The organism is Brevibacillus sp. MER 51 (assembly GCF_023714195.1).
Lineage (GTDB): Bacteria > Bacillota > Bacilli > Brevibacillales > Brevibacillaceae > Brevibacillus.
Map to the genome: position 1 here is coordinate 140,431 of NZ_JAMAUS010000002.1, position 13,130 is coordinate 153,560.

At 43.3% G+C, this 13,130-nt stretch carries 20 protein-coding genes; 3 read left to right on the plus strand and 17 right to left on the minus strand.

Translation table 11 applies throughout. The annotated features are described in order from the left end of the window. Positions 1-233: 233 nt before the first annotated feature. Genes M3630_RS04885 through M3630_RS04895 form a run of 4 tightly spaced genes read right to left on the minus strand, consistent with a single transcriptional unit; the run spans position 234 to position 1,948 of the window. Entirely contained in the window at positions 234-605 is a 372-nt protein-coding gene (locus M3630_RS04885) for a LytTR family transcriptional regulator DNA-binding domain-containing protein (protein WP_251251402.1), read from the minus strand. Positions 606-616: 11 nt separating this feature from the next. Beyond that, positions 617-742, minus strand: coding sequence for a hypothetical protein (locus tag M3630_RS30915; RefSeq protein WP_255675676.1), 126 nt, complete (start codon positions 740-742; stop codon positions 617-619). Next, the gene (locus tag M3630_RS04890) at positions 739-1,272 is read right to left on the minus strand and encodes an accessory gene regulator ArgB-like protein (protein ID WP_251251403.1); all 534 of its coding nucleotides are present in this window, start codon (positions 1,270-1,272) and stop codon (positions 739-741) included. The genes M3630_RS30915 and M3630_RS04890 overlap by 4 nt, the downstream gene beginning before the upstream one ends. Further along, positions 1,265-1,948 carry a hypothetical protein gene (locus M3630_RS04895; protein ID WP_251251404.1) on the minus strand — a complete coding sequence of 228 codons (684 nt, stop codon included), beginning with the start codon at positions 1,946-1,948 and terminating at the stop codon, positions 1,265-1,267. The genes M3630_RS04890 and M3630_RS04895 overlap by 8 nt, the downstream gene beginning before the upstream one ends. A gap of 601 nt (positions 1,949-2,549) precedes the next feature. Here M3630_RS04895 and M3630_RS04900 point away from each other — a divergent pair. The 3 genes from M3630_RS04900 to M3630_RS04910 are packed head-to-tail and all read left to right on the plus strand — an operon-like array spanning position 2,550 to position 4,857. Beyond that, a complete protein-coding gene (locus M3630_RS04900) occupies positions 2,550-3,887 on the plus strand; it encodes an FtsK/SpoIIIE domain-containing protein (RefSeq protein WP_251251405.1) in 1,338 nt (445 codons plus the stop codon). Then, the gene (locus tag M3630_RS04905) at positions 3,808-4,416 is read left to right on the plus strand and encodes a replication-relaxation family protein (RefSeq protein WP_251251658.1); all 609 of its coding nucleotides are present in this window, start codon (positions 3,808-3,810) and stop codon (positions 4,414-4,416) included. The genes M3630_RS04900 and M3630_RS04905 overlap by 80 nt, the downstream gene beginning before the upstream one ends. Before the next feature lie 12 nt (positions 4,417-4,428). Then, entirely contained in the window at positions 4,429-4,857 is a 429-nt protein-coding gene (locus tag M3630_RS04910) for a hypothetical protein (protein WP_251251406.1), read from the plus strand. A gap of 37 nt (positions 4,858-4,894) precedes the next feature. Here the strand turns inward: M3630_RS04910 and M3630_RS04915 are convergent, their stop codons facing one another. The 13 genes from M3630_RS04915 to M3630_RS04980 form a co-directional block, all read right to left on the minus strand. Further along, entirely contained in the window at positions 4,895-5,722 is an 828-nt protein-coding gene (locus M3630_RS04915) for an ATP-dependent DNA ligase (protein WP_251251407.1), read from the minus strand. Between the two features lie 52 nt (positions 5,723-5,774). Continuing rightward, positions 5,775-6,020: a YolD-like family protein gene (locus M3630_RS04920; RefSeq protein ID WP_251251408.1), complete on the minus strand. Its 246-nt coding sequence runs from the start codon at positions 6,018-6,020 to the stop codon at positions 5,775-5,777. Between the two features lie 10 nt (positions 6,021-6,030). After that, a complete protein-coding gene (locus tag M3630_RS04925; RefSeq protein WP_353057213.1) occupies positions 6,031-6,396 on the minus strand; it encodes a YolD-like family protein in 366 nt (121 codons plus the stop codon). Between the two features lie 279 nt (positions 6,397-6,675). Continuing rightward, entirely contained in the window at positions 6,676-7,059 is a 384-nt protein-coding gene (locus M3630_RS04930) for a hypothetical protein (protein WP_251251409.1), read from the minus strand. Positions 7,060-7,123: 64 nt separating this feature from the next. Beyond that, positions 7,124-7,276: a hypothetical protein gene (locus M3630_RS04935; protein ID WP_251251410.1), complete on the minus strand. Its 153-nt coding sequence runs from the start codon at positions 7,274-7,276 to the stop codon at positions 7,124-7,126. After that, positions 7,273-8,031: a peptidoglycan DD-metalloendopeptidase family protein gene (locus M3630_RS30920; protein ID WP_285860234.1), complete on the minus strand. Its 759-nt coding sequence runs from the start codon at positions 8,029-8,031 to the stop codon at positions 7,273-7,275. Before M3630_RS30920 ends, M3630_RS04935 begins: the two co-directional genes overlap by 4 nt. A 2-nt stretch (positions 8,032-8,033) precedes the next feature. Beyond that, positions 8,034-8,492, minus strand: coding sequence for a phage holin family protein (locus tag M3630_RS04950; protein ID WP_251251411.1), 459 nt, complete (start codon positions 8,490-8,492; stop codon positions 8,034-8,036). 91 nt (positions 8,493-8,583) lie between these two features. Next, on the minus strand, positions 8,584-8,718 hold the full coding sequence (locus M3630_RS04955) for a CD1375 family protein (RefSeq protein ID WP_251251412.1): 135 nt from the start codon (positions 8,716-8,718) through the stop codon (positions 8,584-8,586). Between the two features lie 81 nt (positions 8,719-8,799). Next, a complete protein-coding gene (locus M3630_RS04960) occupies positions 8,800-9,156 on the minus strand; it encodes a hypothetical protein (RefSeq protein ID WP_251251413.1) in 357 nt (118 codons plus the stop codon). Positions 9,157-9,177: 21 nt separating this feature from the next. Then, positions 9,178-10,284: a hypothetical protein gene (locus M3630_RS04965; RefSeq protein WP_251251414.1), complete on the minus strand. Its 1,107-nt coding sequence runs from the start codon at positions 10,282-10,284 to the stop codon at positions 9,178-9,180. Further along, entirely contained in the window at positions 10,281-11,264 is a 984-nt protein-coding gene (locus tag M3630_RS04970) for a hypothetical protein (RefSeq protein WP_251251415.1), read from the minus strand. Before M3630_RS04970 ends, M3630_RS04965 begins: the two co-directional genes overlap by 4 nt. 16 nt (positions 11,265-11,280) lie before the next feature. Next, entirely contained in the window at positions 11,281-11,961 is a 681-nt protein-coding gene (locus tag M3630_RS04975) for a baseplate wedge 1 family protein (RefSeq protein ID WP_353057214.1), read from the minus strand. Next, complete coding sequence (locus M3630_RS04980; RefSeq protein WP_251251417.1) at positions 11,948-13,129, minus strand: baseplate J/gp47 family protein; 1,182 nt, start codon at positions 13,127-13,129, stop codon at positions 11,948-11,950. The genes M3630_RS04975 and M3630_RS04980 overlap by 14 nt, the downstream gene beginning before the upstream one ends. Position 13,130: the final 1 nt, after the last annotated feature.

Here is a 13,130-nt window from a genome sequence, read left to right on the forward strand (position 1 = left end):
CATGCTTTCGAAAACATGTTGCTCAATAAAACCTTTATCTACAAATATGGTAAAACCCCTCGATTTGTTCATGAACATCCATCCCCTCTTGCCTTTTTATCCCTATATGTGGAAAATAATAACACTGAATTCGAGTTTGGAAATCTCCTTTAGAAGGGGGGGTCAATTTTTGTTGACTAATGTCAGATTATCGTGTAATATATCATTTTTCAAAAAACAAAAGACAGCCATTATTACTGGGCTGTCTTTTGTGGTAGATGTTCGATTAATTCCATTCTATTACTGGATACAGTTGTTGATGATCCATCCTCAAAATATACTTTGTAAGCAACAGGATCAACAAAGCTGATTTTGTTCACATTAACAACATTTACGCTGTCAAGAGATACAAAACCATAATTGCGCCATTGTCTTTTTGCACCTTCAAGTGTATTCACCCAATGGTACATTCCATATCGAGTGTGCAAAACAAAAATGCCATCTTTGTTTTTCTTCGGTCGATAAATGGACACATAGAATATGTCTTCAGTTAGATCAAATTCCATGTAATCAAATTCGTCGCCCTTCTTATCAACTCTAACACAAAAGATTCGTGGAGATGTCATCGTATCATCACTTATTTCTTACGGAGTTCTTGTGGTGTCTCCATGCTACCCACTACAAGTTTAGCTGCGGCAAAAACAAATACGAAGGAGATACCTGATAATACTTTAGAAAGAACTTTAGCAGTTACTGGTTTCATTTTATTATCACCTCCTTTAACCGCCTTGCATCAATCAGGAGTAATGCTTGTACAAAAAACGATAATATAATAATTGTTGAGTCAGTGAATAAGTGGGCTACTACTAACAATATCGAAATTATTCTAAAATACTTCTTAATGCTATCTCTAATTTCGTTCTCTTCGCAATTAGCTGGAGAAAGAAATAACACCAACAAACAAGATATAGATTTTAGTATCCACTGAGCTGTGGTGGTTAAAGGTACAAACGGGATAACAGTGAAAATCAAAACAGAAATAATAACACAGACGGTCAATGAATGAGCATGGTAGCCCCCAGAAAATCTCCGTAGTAAAGCGAATGAAATGAATGCTGTGAACGTTTCGCTCAGTCTACCTGTCATTACACCTATTATTAGACATCCAAGCACAACCCCAAGTAAGTTTATTGTCATGGCTATAGGGTATTGCATCGCCTTGACACTCGACGTTTCTTCTGGATTTGCAGCTTTGATCGCCTTCGCCATACGTTCCGCTGCCTTTTCAATCATTCCTTTTAATATCCTCCAATTCCTTCACATGAGAAGTAATCATAAAAATTAGAAACGAGACCACAACTGCCATAGCAACATATTTAATCTCGTTAAAGTAGTTTAGTAATACGTATAACGTTACAAAAATTGCCTTAGATGCTACTATCACCATCATTAGCACTATGAAGTTTATGCCATTTAATGAGGGTTTCCATTTCAATTCATGCGGGGGTTGCATAACAAATGAGAAGCCCCAGTTAAACCTATAAATTAGATAACTGATTAAGACCATTACGACATCATTTACCAGTTGTATTAAGAATGTACCCATACCTGTTGATTTGAAAACATCACCAATAGTTGCTATATCTAAAGAGATGAGGGTTGGTATAAGGATTAATTGACATAGATCAAATGCTAAGATGCCGATTGCCGTTAACATTGTTGATTCCCATATCCGGAATTTTATTAGATACCGAAAAAATAATATAAACAATACATATTGAACACCTAGATCAATTACAGGAATTTTGAAAATAACTCTGATTAGGTAGGAAGTTACCGACAAGGTAATGCCCATGATTAAAAACTCTCTTTTATAGTCCCAAAAAGGGAATCTGAACAACTTAAAAATGAATGCCAGTACAACAATGATATCTGCGACTCCAAGTAAAAGATATAATATCGTGTTCACTCACATGTCCCCTTTTGCAGACTATTCTCTCCTACAATATCCCTACTCTTACTAATTATCAAGATTTTACAAAAAACAAAAGCCCACTCTAATGAGAAGGGCTTTTCACATTGTCCAAAAGTCACTTTCCTGTACGTCTTTGTCGAGCAATCTCAGGGCCTTCAATACCTTTCTCCCGACTATTGGCGGAGGATAATAGTCCTCATCTGTACAGAGTTTTGTTGCCGTGTCTTTATTAACCGGCGCAGCCGCACATAGCCATTGTTGATTCTTTCCATGCCTTTTCAAGAACTTTTTTACTTTTGTTTCGGGTTTACCCAGTCCAAACATTCTGATCACCTCAGTAATCAAGTTTGGACAAGACCGAACAATTTTAGTCATTTTTTCCGGTGTAAATCGGAATATTGGACAATTTATACCGCATCAATTGTACCAGAGTGAGTTCGTTACCCCATTCGTTTGTTTAGCGGACCTTTTGAATGACAAAACGAAAGACAATATGTAGCGCTGGCAATGATTATTGAACATTCACTTGTTCGTTTTAATCACAACTGTTTCTATCGAAACAACAACGAGGTGGCGTGAAAGGAGTTGATTACAGATGTTTTTGGAAGTGATCTCGTCTACTGTGCTGGGAGGTGTTGCACTGTATGCTCATTTGCAAAAGTCTGGAGTCACAAATGACAGTGAGAAGTTGAACAAGATTTTTTCGCTGACCGGATTGAATGTAAAGGACAAAGACAAAACCTATACCGCGCAGCTCGTCAAAAAAGTAAATCACTCTTGGGGAACTGAGTACCGTTATCGCATTCCGTTGGGCCGCAGCTTTGAGGATTACCAGGCAAAGTTTGCCCACATTCAAGATGGGTTGAACAACCGCAAAACCACGTTGTCATTTTCCTTTACTGACATAAAAACCATCGATCACACTAGTCCCCTACTCCCCCAACTTAAAGCCCTCCTTTCGAAGAAAAAGACTGCCAAAAAGGAAGTCGAGCTTTCGTATGATGGGTTTCTCAAGGTGAAGGTTTACAGTCAACCGATGCCATCCCTAGTCAGATTCGAAGAAGTACTCGCCGCTGGCAATTGGAAGGTGCCTGTCGGCTTGATCAGAGAAGGCAACTCGATTATCCATCATGATTTCGAACAGATTCCCCACATGGTTGTTGGCGGCGCAACGCGGTATGGGAAGAGTAACTTTTTGAATCTGATCATCACCACTCTACTAACTCAACAGCCGGACAGCGTACAATTCACGTTGGTCGATTTGAAAGGCGGCGTGGAGTTTTCGGACTTCCGAAACGCAAGACAAGTGATCAACTACGCAGAAGAACCAGAAGAGGCTGAGAAGGCTCTGCGCACGCTTGTCGAGGATATGAGGAATAAACAATCGGCCCTTAAACAGAATGGCTACAGGAACGTTCAGGATGCCAGAGAGAAGGTTAGGCACTTCATCATAGTGGATGAGGTTGGGGAACTGAATCCGGATGAAGCCGTCACCAAAGAGGAACGCGCACTCAAGGAACGTTGCCAAACATACCTAAGCCAGATAGCAAGACTGGGAGCAGGTTTAGGATATAGGCAAATACTTGCCACTCAATACCCTACTGGCGATGTAATTCCGCGCCAATGCAAGCAAAATAGTGACGCCAAGCTATGTTTCCGTGTGCAGACAGCCACCGCCTCCCGAGTTGTCCTGGATGAAACTGGAGCTGAAACTCTTCCTGAAATAAAGGGCCGCGCGATATACCAGACAGCCGATAAGAGACAAATCGTTCAGACTCCTTTTATTGATCCACAGATCACTCGCAAGGTGGTGCAGCCTCATATCACCATCAAATCCAGAAAGGAGCCGCATGATGCAGACAACAGCTGTGAAACGCATAGAGAGGCAAGAACAAATCCTGCACAGTCTGGACAGATTCGGTTTTTTGAGTAGGTCACATATCCAACGGCTACACCGTCTAGGAGGCGACAGGAACGCTCAAAAGGTTCTCAAGCAAATGGAAGAGTATATCCAATCTTTCCGCGAAGAGGAATACGGCACAGTGTACTACCTCAGTCGAGTTGGACGGCAAATGATCGGATCGCAAAAGGTTGTGCGGCGCAATTTGCAAACCAAACACACACTTATGCGTAACGATTATTACTTTTACATGGGCTGCCCCGTCAATTGGCGGAATGAGATTAAGGTGACAGACGGCAAAACAACGCTTGTAACCGATGCTTTATTTACGAAGAATAAACGCCACAACTTCCTTGAAGTCGACAACACACAAAGTATGGCTGAGAACAGCGCAAAGATAAAACGCTACAGGGAAATGCTTGATCGAGGATTGTTTCAGAAGGAGTTTGGGTACTTTCCTACCCTGCATATTGTAACGGTCAGCAGAAGTAGAGTCAGACGCTTTACGGAGCTGTGCGAGGGATTGCCTGTTGAGGTGTGCCAGATAAACGACATCATGTGAGGAGTGGTCAAGATGGCGAGGACAGAAGTTATCAAATTCCGTGATTTTATGGATGGTACTTGGAATATACCAAAGCCTAAAAAACGTGATGTGAAGAGGATCACAGATGCGCTGATTAAAACAGGTGCCATGGTTCCGCTCGCTCTAGCCCCTGCATTGCACGCGAGTGCAGCTGAAAGCATCCCAACTACCGCTACACAAGTCGTAGCCGGTGCAACATTACAGGTCCTAGCTCATGCGCTTGATCCGTTAACACAAATACTTGTGGCCATTTCTCTGCCAGTAGCTTCAGTAGTCATGATAGGCGGATGCTTCTTCTTTATGTTTGGTCAGTCCGAACGGGCTTGGTCAACAATCCAAAATTCCGGATTGGGATATCTGCTTATTCAACTCTCTCCCCTGTTCATTAAGGTGCTAGAGCAAATCGGAAAAAGCATATAAAAAATACCTGCCCCCTCAATATGGAGACAGGACCGTTCTATGCTGCTAGGATAAATTCGACGAATACTGGTGAGCGTAGCATGCCACTCTTTGTCCAGTTTCGTATTTTAACTCGTGCTTTTATCTGCGGCTGGATGTAAACATAATCGCGATCCTCACCAGTAATCAACTGTTTCGCCACCCCATAAAACGCCTGCTTGTGAGCAGGAGGAACGCCGAGCTCAATAACACCTGCTGGTCGACCGTTGTAATGTGCCAACCATCCGAAGTCACCTTTTCGCCATCCGGCAATATGAACATCAACATAGCTATAGTTGATGATCTTTAAGAAGTCGTCTGTCCGCTTATCAGCATGGTATCGCCCATCCTTTTTCTTGGCGACTATACCCTCCATGTTCCGATTGACAATTGCGTCCCATAAGTCCTCACCGCGTCCGTCAATGTACGCAATTTTGCTCATGGTCGGAGTGTCCGTTATTGCCCGGTCCAGGACAGCTTTGCGTTCCATTAACGTGAGCCCTCTAAGGTCAACTCCATCATAATGTAGGATATCGAATACAACGTAGGATATCGGCAGACGCGATCGATTCGACTGGAATCGCTGCATAGTTAGCTCGAAGTCCGGAATGCCAGTATCCGGGTCCATCACTGCCAGTTCTCCGTCCATTACAATGTCAGGACCATCTGTTATGAGTTCAGGGTACTTCGCCGTGACATCATTGTTGTGCCTTGTATAGAGTCGCGTCTCGCCGTTTCTTCGGGATAGAATCAGGCGGTGGCCGTCAATTTTAGGCTCGAAGACATAGCGGCCGTCCGAAAATGGTTTATCAGCTTGCTCTAGTAACATCGGGTATATAAAATCCATATAGCATCACCGCTATAATTGTATCAATACTACAAGGGACATGCGCTGGTAATTACTCGTAACTCACCTTCATAATATCCAAAAATGGTATTTTCCGAATTGCTCCGTTTTCCTCTACATGAACTAGCCTTGTCCGCGAATCAAGAACTGTGATCCGCCCTCTGACTTTTTCAGACATTCCCCAAACGGTCAATGCCCTTTCGTCACCATCATCCTTTGCTTCAACGAGTTGGTTCCCTAACTCCTCTAATTCAAATTCATCTCTTGTAGGACGTTTTGGTATAGCTGCCTTTGCCATAGAGCCCTCCTTAATCCGCTTTTACGGCCGTAATGTGATCCATAGATATCCACTGGCTATCTTCATCAGTCACAAGCTTTATTCTCCTGCCGTTCTGATCGATCCACTTAACAACACCCCACATCGTGCACACGGTCCCCAAGTTGCCTTTTACTTGCTTCCACCAAGTTACAGTAATAGCATAATCCGATCGCGCTGAATCATTGATAATGTAGTTTAAGGATTCCAGTTCGTCTTGCTCAACAATAGGCATAGTTACGAGCTTGTCATCTTCCTTCATCTGTAGATACAATGCTCGTTGCTCCGGCAGCACAAAACGCATTGAAAAAGGATTTTCTATCTTAGAGGCCATCTCAACACACCGTTCCTTTCCCAAGTCTCGAACACTTCCATCTTATCAGGCTCAGACCTATGCCACTCAATGTATTCCTCTTTCGTAAGAGCATCGAGTATTGTCATGATTCCGCCACGAGTTCGACCTGTCTTGATGCATAGTTCGTCTACAGTTGGTGTCCTTCTTCGTCCTGCCGAATAGTTTCCGATTACTCGCAGGACTTTCCTCTCGATATCAGACAACAAACCGAATCACTCTCCCTAAACAAGAACGTTTGTTCCTATTTTATGACGAGTGACGAAAAAAGAAAAGCCCCACTTTTTAGTGGAGCAATGCCGTGCCAGTCTCGATAGGTCCGAATTTTAATATTTTTTCCCAGCTATCTGGTGGCCCATACATTTGCCAACCAGGTCCGCCGTCCAAGCTTATTTCCCAATCAGGACCACTATCCATCTTTACGCCTTCCCAATCAGGCCCTGAAGTTTTCATAGCCCACCCCGGACCATCATCAAGTTTCATGCTTTCCCATTCTGGGCCATCTTGCATCTGCCATTCCGGGCCTGCACACAGAACTTGTCCTCTTTCATCAGCGTCAAAAAGATATGGTCTTTCTCCAAGGTCAAAACATAGCACGGTGCAGCGTTCGCCAAAATCAAAACACATTGGGATTCCGCGTTCGCCAACATCTCTTAAATCGTAGGTCATTCTATCACCTCGTTTTTTCTCAATCATACAATTGTTGCCAAAAATAAAAAAGCCCCTCACCCAATTAAGGGCGAGGGGAAGACAGAAGTTGATCAACGATACTGACGATTTGGAGTTGCAGGTCTTCGCTCAATCCGATGGAAGCTGCGGCGATGCCGAGGGCACCAGTAAGGATCAGTAGCACGCTCTTTTTATTGTTTCTCAGCCAGTCTTTCATACAGTTACACAACCTTTCAATTTCACGGTTTTGGGTTCCTGTACCCACTCCACTTGCAGACCAAGGGCAGTAGCCAAGTCACGAGCAGCTGCATAAGAGGTATCAGCTTCGATAGTCACTGTCAGCTGTTTGCCGTTAACTGTCACGCCCTTATTGTCTGAGCACCATCCTGGCGTGACTCCTAGAGCTTCTGCTACCGCACGCACCGGAAGAGTTGAGACGCCATTGTTGAGGTAGCCATGCACTGGAAGCAGTTTGCCGTTAATCTCGATGGAAACTTTATCAACAAGTTTATCAACAGGTTTTACCTCTGGCTGTGGACATTCATTCGCATAAAAATCGTCAACATACTTAACTGGATGAATGTGGTTTCCAAAACCATAGCTCGGTCCGTTTTTCCGAACCTCATAATGCAAGTGCTGACCTGCGGATTTTCCGGTGTTCCCTTGCCGGCCGATCACCTGGCCACATTCAACGAACTGTCCAACTGTTACACAGTAATCTGTGAGGTGTGCGTACATATGTAGGTAATTGTCTTTGTCTTTGATAATTACTGTGTTACCAAAACCACCTACTCCAGTACCCGTTTGCCCCATATTGGCATAAACAACCGTCCCAGCAACGAAAGCTTGAATATTTGCGTATGCTGGCTTTACTAGATCAATTCCTGTGTGGAATTCATCCCTCTGGGTGATAGGGCTCTTTCGTGGACCATAAGGACTGGTGACTCGATACTCTTTCATCAAAGGAATCATAATCACTTGTGCTCCTTTCTTGCAGCTCGTTCAGTCTTGGCTTTAATCTCTGATCCGACCAATTTTTCAATGGACTTTGGCATCGGCCAGCCTGCGCGGTGAGCATTGGCAGTCAGGCTTGTCCATGTGTGATAGATCAACCCAAAGGTCACTCCGTAGAATAAGAAGCCTGGAGTGCCCATGACCTTATCAAGAAGATTGCCAACTGCCGGCAATGCAAAAAGAAATAGCGTCCGTGGGATCCGTGACAATCCATAATCAGAAGAATACGTAAGGTCTTTTTTAGCTGCTGCAATACCCGTCACCCAATCAAGAGCGTTCATGATGAAAAGAAGAATTAATATATCCATTCGTCCGGTTCCATAGAGGTACTGAAAGGCTGGAGCTAAAAAAACACCTACTGTTGCTGCAATGCCATTTGCTGGTGTTGCTACGTTATCTAAGCTCTGTGCGAACCTCACCAGTTCATCCTCCTCACCCCCTGGGGGTAAAAGTAAAAGGAGCCGCATTAGCAGCTCCCCATAAAGAAACGCCCTCCTATTAGGAAAGGCGCTATACCAAAGGCTTGCCGTCTGTACCCAAACCCATTGCTTCCATGTCAGCTTTTACAGCTTCCTGTAAGCTCACTGGAATTTGCATAAAGGTACGGCGACCATTAATAATCAAGCTTATGCAAACTGCTACCATCGTCCTCTCACCTCCTTTCAGACATAAAAAAAGAAGCCATATCCATAGTCGTTTTAGCATCTCTGCTCCTCCTATGTGGGCTTACTTTGTTTGTGGTGCCGTGACCATTTCATAAAGCTGTAAAACGGCATCTTGGGTATCCAGATTTGCTTTTTTAATTTCAGTTGTGTCCCTCTCTAATCGGGTGATCCTGTCTTCTTCAGGCGCGGTGATGTCTGCATATTCATACAACAACTCTTTCGTTTTGGGATTAATATAAAGGACCGGTTGTTTCCCGTCCTGATATAATGGCTCAGGAATGGTTTCAACCAACGCTCCTGTAGTTTTCAATTCTTCTTCTGTTTTTCCTAGTCCGTGATGCTTATCGAAAGGCATAAAATGTTGAAAGTTAATGACAGCCTTCACATCGGTAACATTAACATACTCTACATAGATCATTAGACACACGCACCTTTCCCTTTATCTAACAATTGTCAAATACTCATTGTATTGCACTGCTCCATAATAGCTATTAGGCCTTAAACCCACAACACGACCCGGAGAAACCATTTCTTGATCCAACAACCATGTCACATCCTCGTATATCGTCCATATTTCTGCGAACGTTGTTGGGTCTAATTTGCTGAACCCACCTTTGTTGTCAAAGAAATGCCATACATACACCCCAGTAGCTGATGCACCAACAACCCGTTCATCAATGTACGATGTAGCAAATTTTTTGCCTCCTACATACCTGAGATCAGTTGTATCGAGCTGGATCAAATAGTCGGTTGATCTATCATAAAAATACAAGTTCGTTTCATAAATAGCGTATTTTTGAGGCATAACTTCGTTAGATGTAGCCACCTGTGCGCCAGTACTATTTACTTTCCTAGTGGCCCAGCTGCTAGTCGAGTAATAGTCAGAGTAAAGTAAGCAATTATCAGCCGTCAAAGCCAAGGACGGAGCTCCTCCATAAGCCATCTGTTTCGTCCAAACAGTGCTTGTAATAAAACGATTTACTCCAGTTGAGCCAATAACAACTTTTTGCACGCTTCCAGTTGACCCGGAGGTTAGACGCTCATTTGAGATATAAAAAGTATTAGCCTCATTGGGCACGGGAATCACGTGCATCATAACTTGCTGGGACGAACTGTGACCGGTTCCTTCGGCAAATGTGAAATCAATATTTCCTGTTGTAGTATCGATACAAACTGCAAGCGACTTGTAACTTGATGTATTGTCTGCTCCAGTAAAGACTGTGTATAACTTTCCAGCTGTGAGATACAGCATTTGCGTGTCAGCGTAAGGTGAAGACGAAAAAATGAAATTAGGTGCTGTGATTGTTTTTGTCCAAACAATTTGAAGGTTGCTATTAAGCTTTGTAATTGTATCCTGGAATTTTATAAAAACATTGCCAGACGTGTCCGTTACTGCCGCCTGAATTCCACCTATTGATTTTATGGTATCGAAGCGCTTTGAAGGCGGATAATCCAATCCAATGTCTTTGTAATAGATTTTTGAATTAATTTTGTATTTTCCAAGTCCGATTCCGTGGTCTCGTAGCACGTCACCAAAATTATTCATCGAAGCACCTCGTTTACGGGATTACCATTTGCATCATAAGTAATGTCCCAGATTTCCGTATTCCTGATCGTAGTACCATTCGTAGCATAAAAGGTACGTGTATCAACCGTGTAATTGTTACCTACTTTGCTAGATAGGACAGATTTCATAAATAAGGTTCCGTCTTTTCTTTTGTACTCTACGGTTGTGTATATCTGTGCGCCCGTATCATAACCACTGCGATATTTACGGAGAGACTGCTGCCCATCTTTATCCTCTGAGGACATAAAACCCGCTGCTGAAGATGTAGCAAGGGCATGCGCTGACCCACCTGTTCCCACATGAGACAGAGGGGCATATAGCGTATCTGCTGTTCCTTTATTAATGGCTTGAGTCTGAATTCCATCCAGTTTGCTTTTATCAGACGCACTCATAAATCCAGCAGCTATTGTTGTAGCATTAAGGTGTGTATGGTCCTTTGCCGCAGCTCCGACCTGTTCATACGTCGTTTTATGAGGATTTGAGTAATCCTGCACATGTTCGTTAAACTCTTCATAACTTACAAAGCCACTGGGGGAGACAATTGCAGTTACTTGACTAGCACTTCCTACGGCGATGTTTACCTGAAACTCCCTCGAAAAAGGACCGGCTGAAATCGGCGGAATGTAATCTCCCTTTGTCCCAGCGTTTGAATATCCATACAAGATTTCACCTAAGTCGGGATCTTCAGCATATATTCCGATCTCACAAGAATACGTTGATTGCGTAACATCTGTGTTTTCAAAGCGTCCTTTGACATGTGCGGTCGCACCCGTTCTGCTAAATCCGTAGATCGGAACCCAACCAATAGGTTGTACCAGATTGGTCAACGTAGACGGATCACCGCTGTATGAACCAGAACCAATTCGCATTCGTGTGTATTTGATTGCAATACCTGATTGTGCTTTTGCGTAGAGATTTTTTCCTAGTTGCGTGATTACCATAATTGGATAAAGTGCCATATCGTTTCTGCCCTCCTTATAATGCTTCTGATTTAATCGTCACTTTGTCATTACCAGTCACGAGCCCTCCAACATAATCCATCCGATTGGCTTCAGATAACCACCAGTCTTGTGGCATTTCGGAATTAATTGTAGTAGTGTCCTGGCCCGAAATTAGCATGCCAACGTAATCCATCCGATTGACTTCGGATTGCCATGCAATGTTGATTCGAACCCCGGACGGCTTAGGGATGATGTAACCTACCGTAACAAGCAAAACACTGTGGAGTCCCAAGTCACCACGAATAACTGCTTTCATGGTCATATCTTGGTTGTCGTTCATTCTCAAGCGCGCGGTTGGAAACAAGTTATCCCACATTTCATATATCTGTGGCAGCGTCCCGTCCCATTGGTTTTGTGCGATTTTTGCTTTCAGTGCAATACGGTAAATGTCGTCATCCATTACCGGCGATGTACCATCTTCCAATTGAAAAGGCAGGTATCTGGACCTGCCCACTAAATCTCCGACCGTATCTAATTGGACTCCTATGGCTGTCTCGACATCAAATGCACTCGGAATTTCATTGGCAATTGTTACTGAGACATCGCCTTTTTCGAGTACAGCAGTTAACCACCGCATGTATTTATCTTTGTTCCAGTGTTGTGACGTGATCAGGTCAAGGTATTGTTGAATTGCCATCTCTTCACCCCGCAACATTCACGGTGACATTTTGTTTTGATCCACGCACCGCCTCAAAAAATTCAAGAGGAATATCGGAAGTCGATGGTTGATTTCCTAGGCGAGCTGCCGTTAGGCTAACAATTGAAAAGCTTGGATTCGTTAAAACCCTGTTTGCTTGCAAGGCTGCCCCCCATAAACTCGATATGACTAAGCTTGGATTTCCGAGAGAAATGCTATTTATGAAGTCGGCTACGTAACTTTTGATGTCGTCTTCCGTTTGCGTAGTAAATCCACCAAGTCGTTTTACCTGCACAACCGTTGCTATCTCTACATAGGCTGGACGAAAGAATCGAATTTGGGTTGGTTCATCGTACATATCGGTCACAATTTTAGTTGTTGTTCCATTTGTATAGCATCCTGGTGTTTTTCGTTTGGCAATGGTTTCTGCAATCTCTTGATCGTTACCGCCTTCTACAACCACTGTGATTGAGTGCTCAGGATGACCCATTTCATTTGTTTCACCCGTGTCGTTTTCATACACAACATACCTAGTTACACCAATCACACCAGCGATCCCCCCTTTTATTCCTTCCAGCACAGTTCTACTCGGGTTTGCCGTACTAACTGCCTGTCTAGCCTTTAACTGAGGGTCCGTTTCTGTATATTTTCCTGTAGTTGCTGCTTCTAGATTAGTAACACTTGTCCAACCTAATGTTGGAGTCACAATCCCCTTGATTGTATTGGCTTCTGCTTGTATTGGTCCAGGTATCTGACAAGTAGCTGTTGTAGTAAACAATCCCTCTGATCCGATCGTGACGGAAGAAGGTAATGACCAGCGATTCCCAACATTATCCGAAATAATGCCGTCCTTGATTATCGTTCCAGGAGTACCTTTAAGAATAACTGGAACATTTGAATACGAGTCCTTTAGTCTCTTGATACCATTTATCCCCACCACTACATCTAAACCAGTACCAATTGCAGTTGCTGGTCCCCTGCTATTGTAAACAGCCTGACAGGTTAAATAGGAATCATAAAGTTTATTCGCAAAAACAGATATAAACTGATAATCTTGACTGTCATTTCCTAAATAGATATCCTGTCCGAATATCTGTTTGGCTTGACTGATCAGATCATCACGGATATCTGTATAGGAAGGCATGTGATAGCCTGTTTCATCTATATACGGGGCAAAGTAGGCCATT

Bases quoted from the DNA above. Each gene is read 5' to 3' on its own strand.
- M3630_RS04885 (WP_251251402.1), bottom strand. From the start codon at position 605: ATGACATCTCCACGAATCTTTTGTGTTAGAGTTGATAAGAAGGGCGAC.
- M3630_RS30915 (WP_255675676.1), bottom strand. From the start codon at position 742: ATGAAACCAGTAACTGCTAAAGTTCTTTCTAAAGTATTATCAGGTATC.
- M3630_RS04890 (WP_251251403.1), bottom strand. From the start codon at position 1,272: ATGATTGAAAAGGCAGCGGAACGTATGGCGAAGGCGATCAAAGCTGCA.
- M3630_RS04900 (WP_251251405.1), top strand. From the start codon at position 2,550: ATGTTTTTGGAAGTGATCTCGTCTACTGTGCTGGGAGGTGTTGCACTG.
- M3630_RS04905 (WP_251251658.1), top strand. From the start codon at position 3,808: ATGCAGACAACAGCTGTGAAACGCATAGAGAGGCAAGAACAAATCCTG.
- M3630_RS04910 (WP_251251406.1), top strand. From the start codon at position 4,429: ATGGCGAGGACAGAAGTTATCAAATTCCGTGATTTTATGGATGGTACT.
- M3630_RS04915 (WP_251251407.1), bottom strand. From the start codon at position 5,722: ATGGATTTTATATACCCGATGTTACTAGAGCAAGCTGATAAACCATTT.
- M3630_RS04920 (WP_251251408.1), bottom strand. From the start codon at position 6,020: ATGGCAAAGGCAGCTATACCAAAACGTCCTACAAGAGATGAATTTGAA.
- M3630_RS04930 (WP_251251409.1), bottom strand. From the start codon at position 7,059: ATGACCTACGATTTAAGAGATGTTGGCGAACGCGGAATCCCAATGTGT.
- M3630_RS04935 (WP_251251410.1), bottom strand. From the start codon at position 7,276: ATGAAAGACTGGCTGAGAAACAATAAAAAGAGCGTGCTACTGATCCTT.
- M3630_RS30920 (WP_285860234.1), bottom strand. From the start codon at position 8,031: ATGATTCCTTTGATGAAAGAGTATCGAGTCACCAGTCCTTATGGTCCA.
- M3630_RS04955 (WP_251251412.1), bottom strand. From the start codon at position 8,718: ATGGTAGCAGTTTGCATAAGCTTGATTATTAATGGTCGCCGTACCTTT.
- M3630_RS04960 (WP_251251413.1), bottom strand. From the start codon at position 9,156: ATGATCTATGTAGAGTATGTTAATGTTACCGATGTGAAGGCTGTCATT.
- M3630_RS04965 (WP_251251414.1), bottom strand. From the start codon at position 10,284: ATGAATAATTTTGGTGACGTGCTACGAGACCACGGAATCGGACTTGGA.
- M3630_RS04970 (WP_251251415.1), bottom strand. From the start codon at position 11,264: ATGGCACTTTATCCAATTATGGTAATCACGCAACTAGGAAAAAATCTC.
- M3630_RS04975 (WP_353057214.1), bottom strand. From the start codon at position 11,961: ATGTTGCGGGGTGAAGAGATGGCAATTCAACAATACCTTGACCTGATC.
- M3630_RS04980 (WP_251251417.1), bottom strand. From the start codon at position 13,129: ATGGCCTACTTTGCCCCGTATATAGATGAAACAGGCTATCACATGCCT.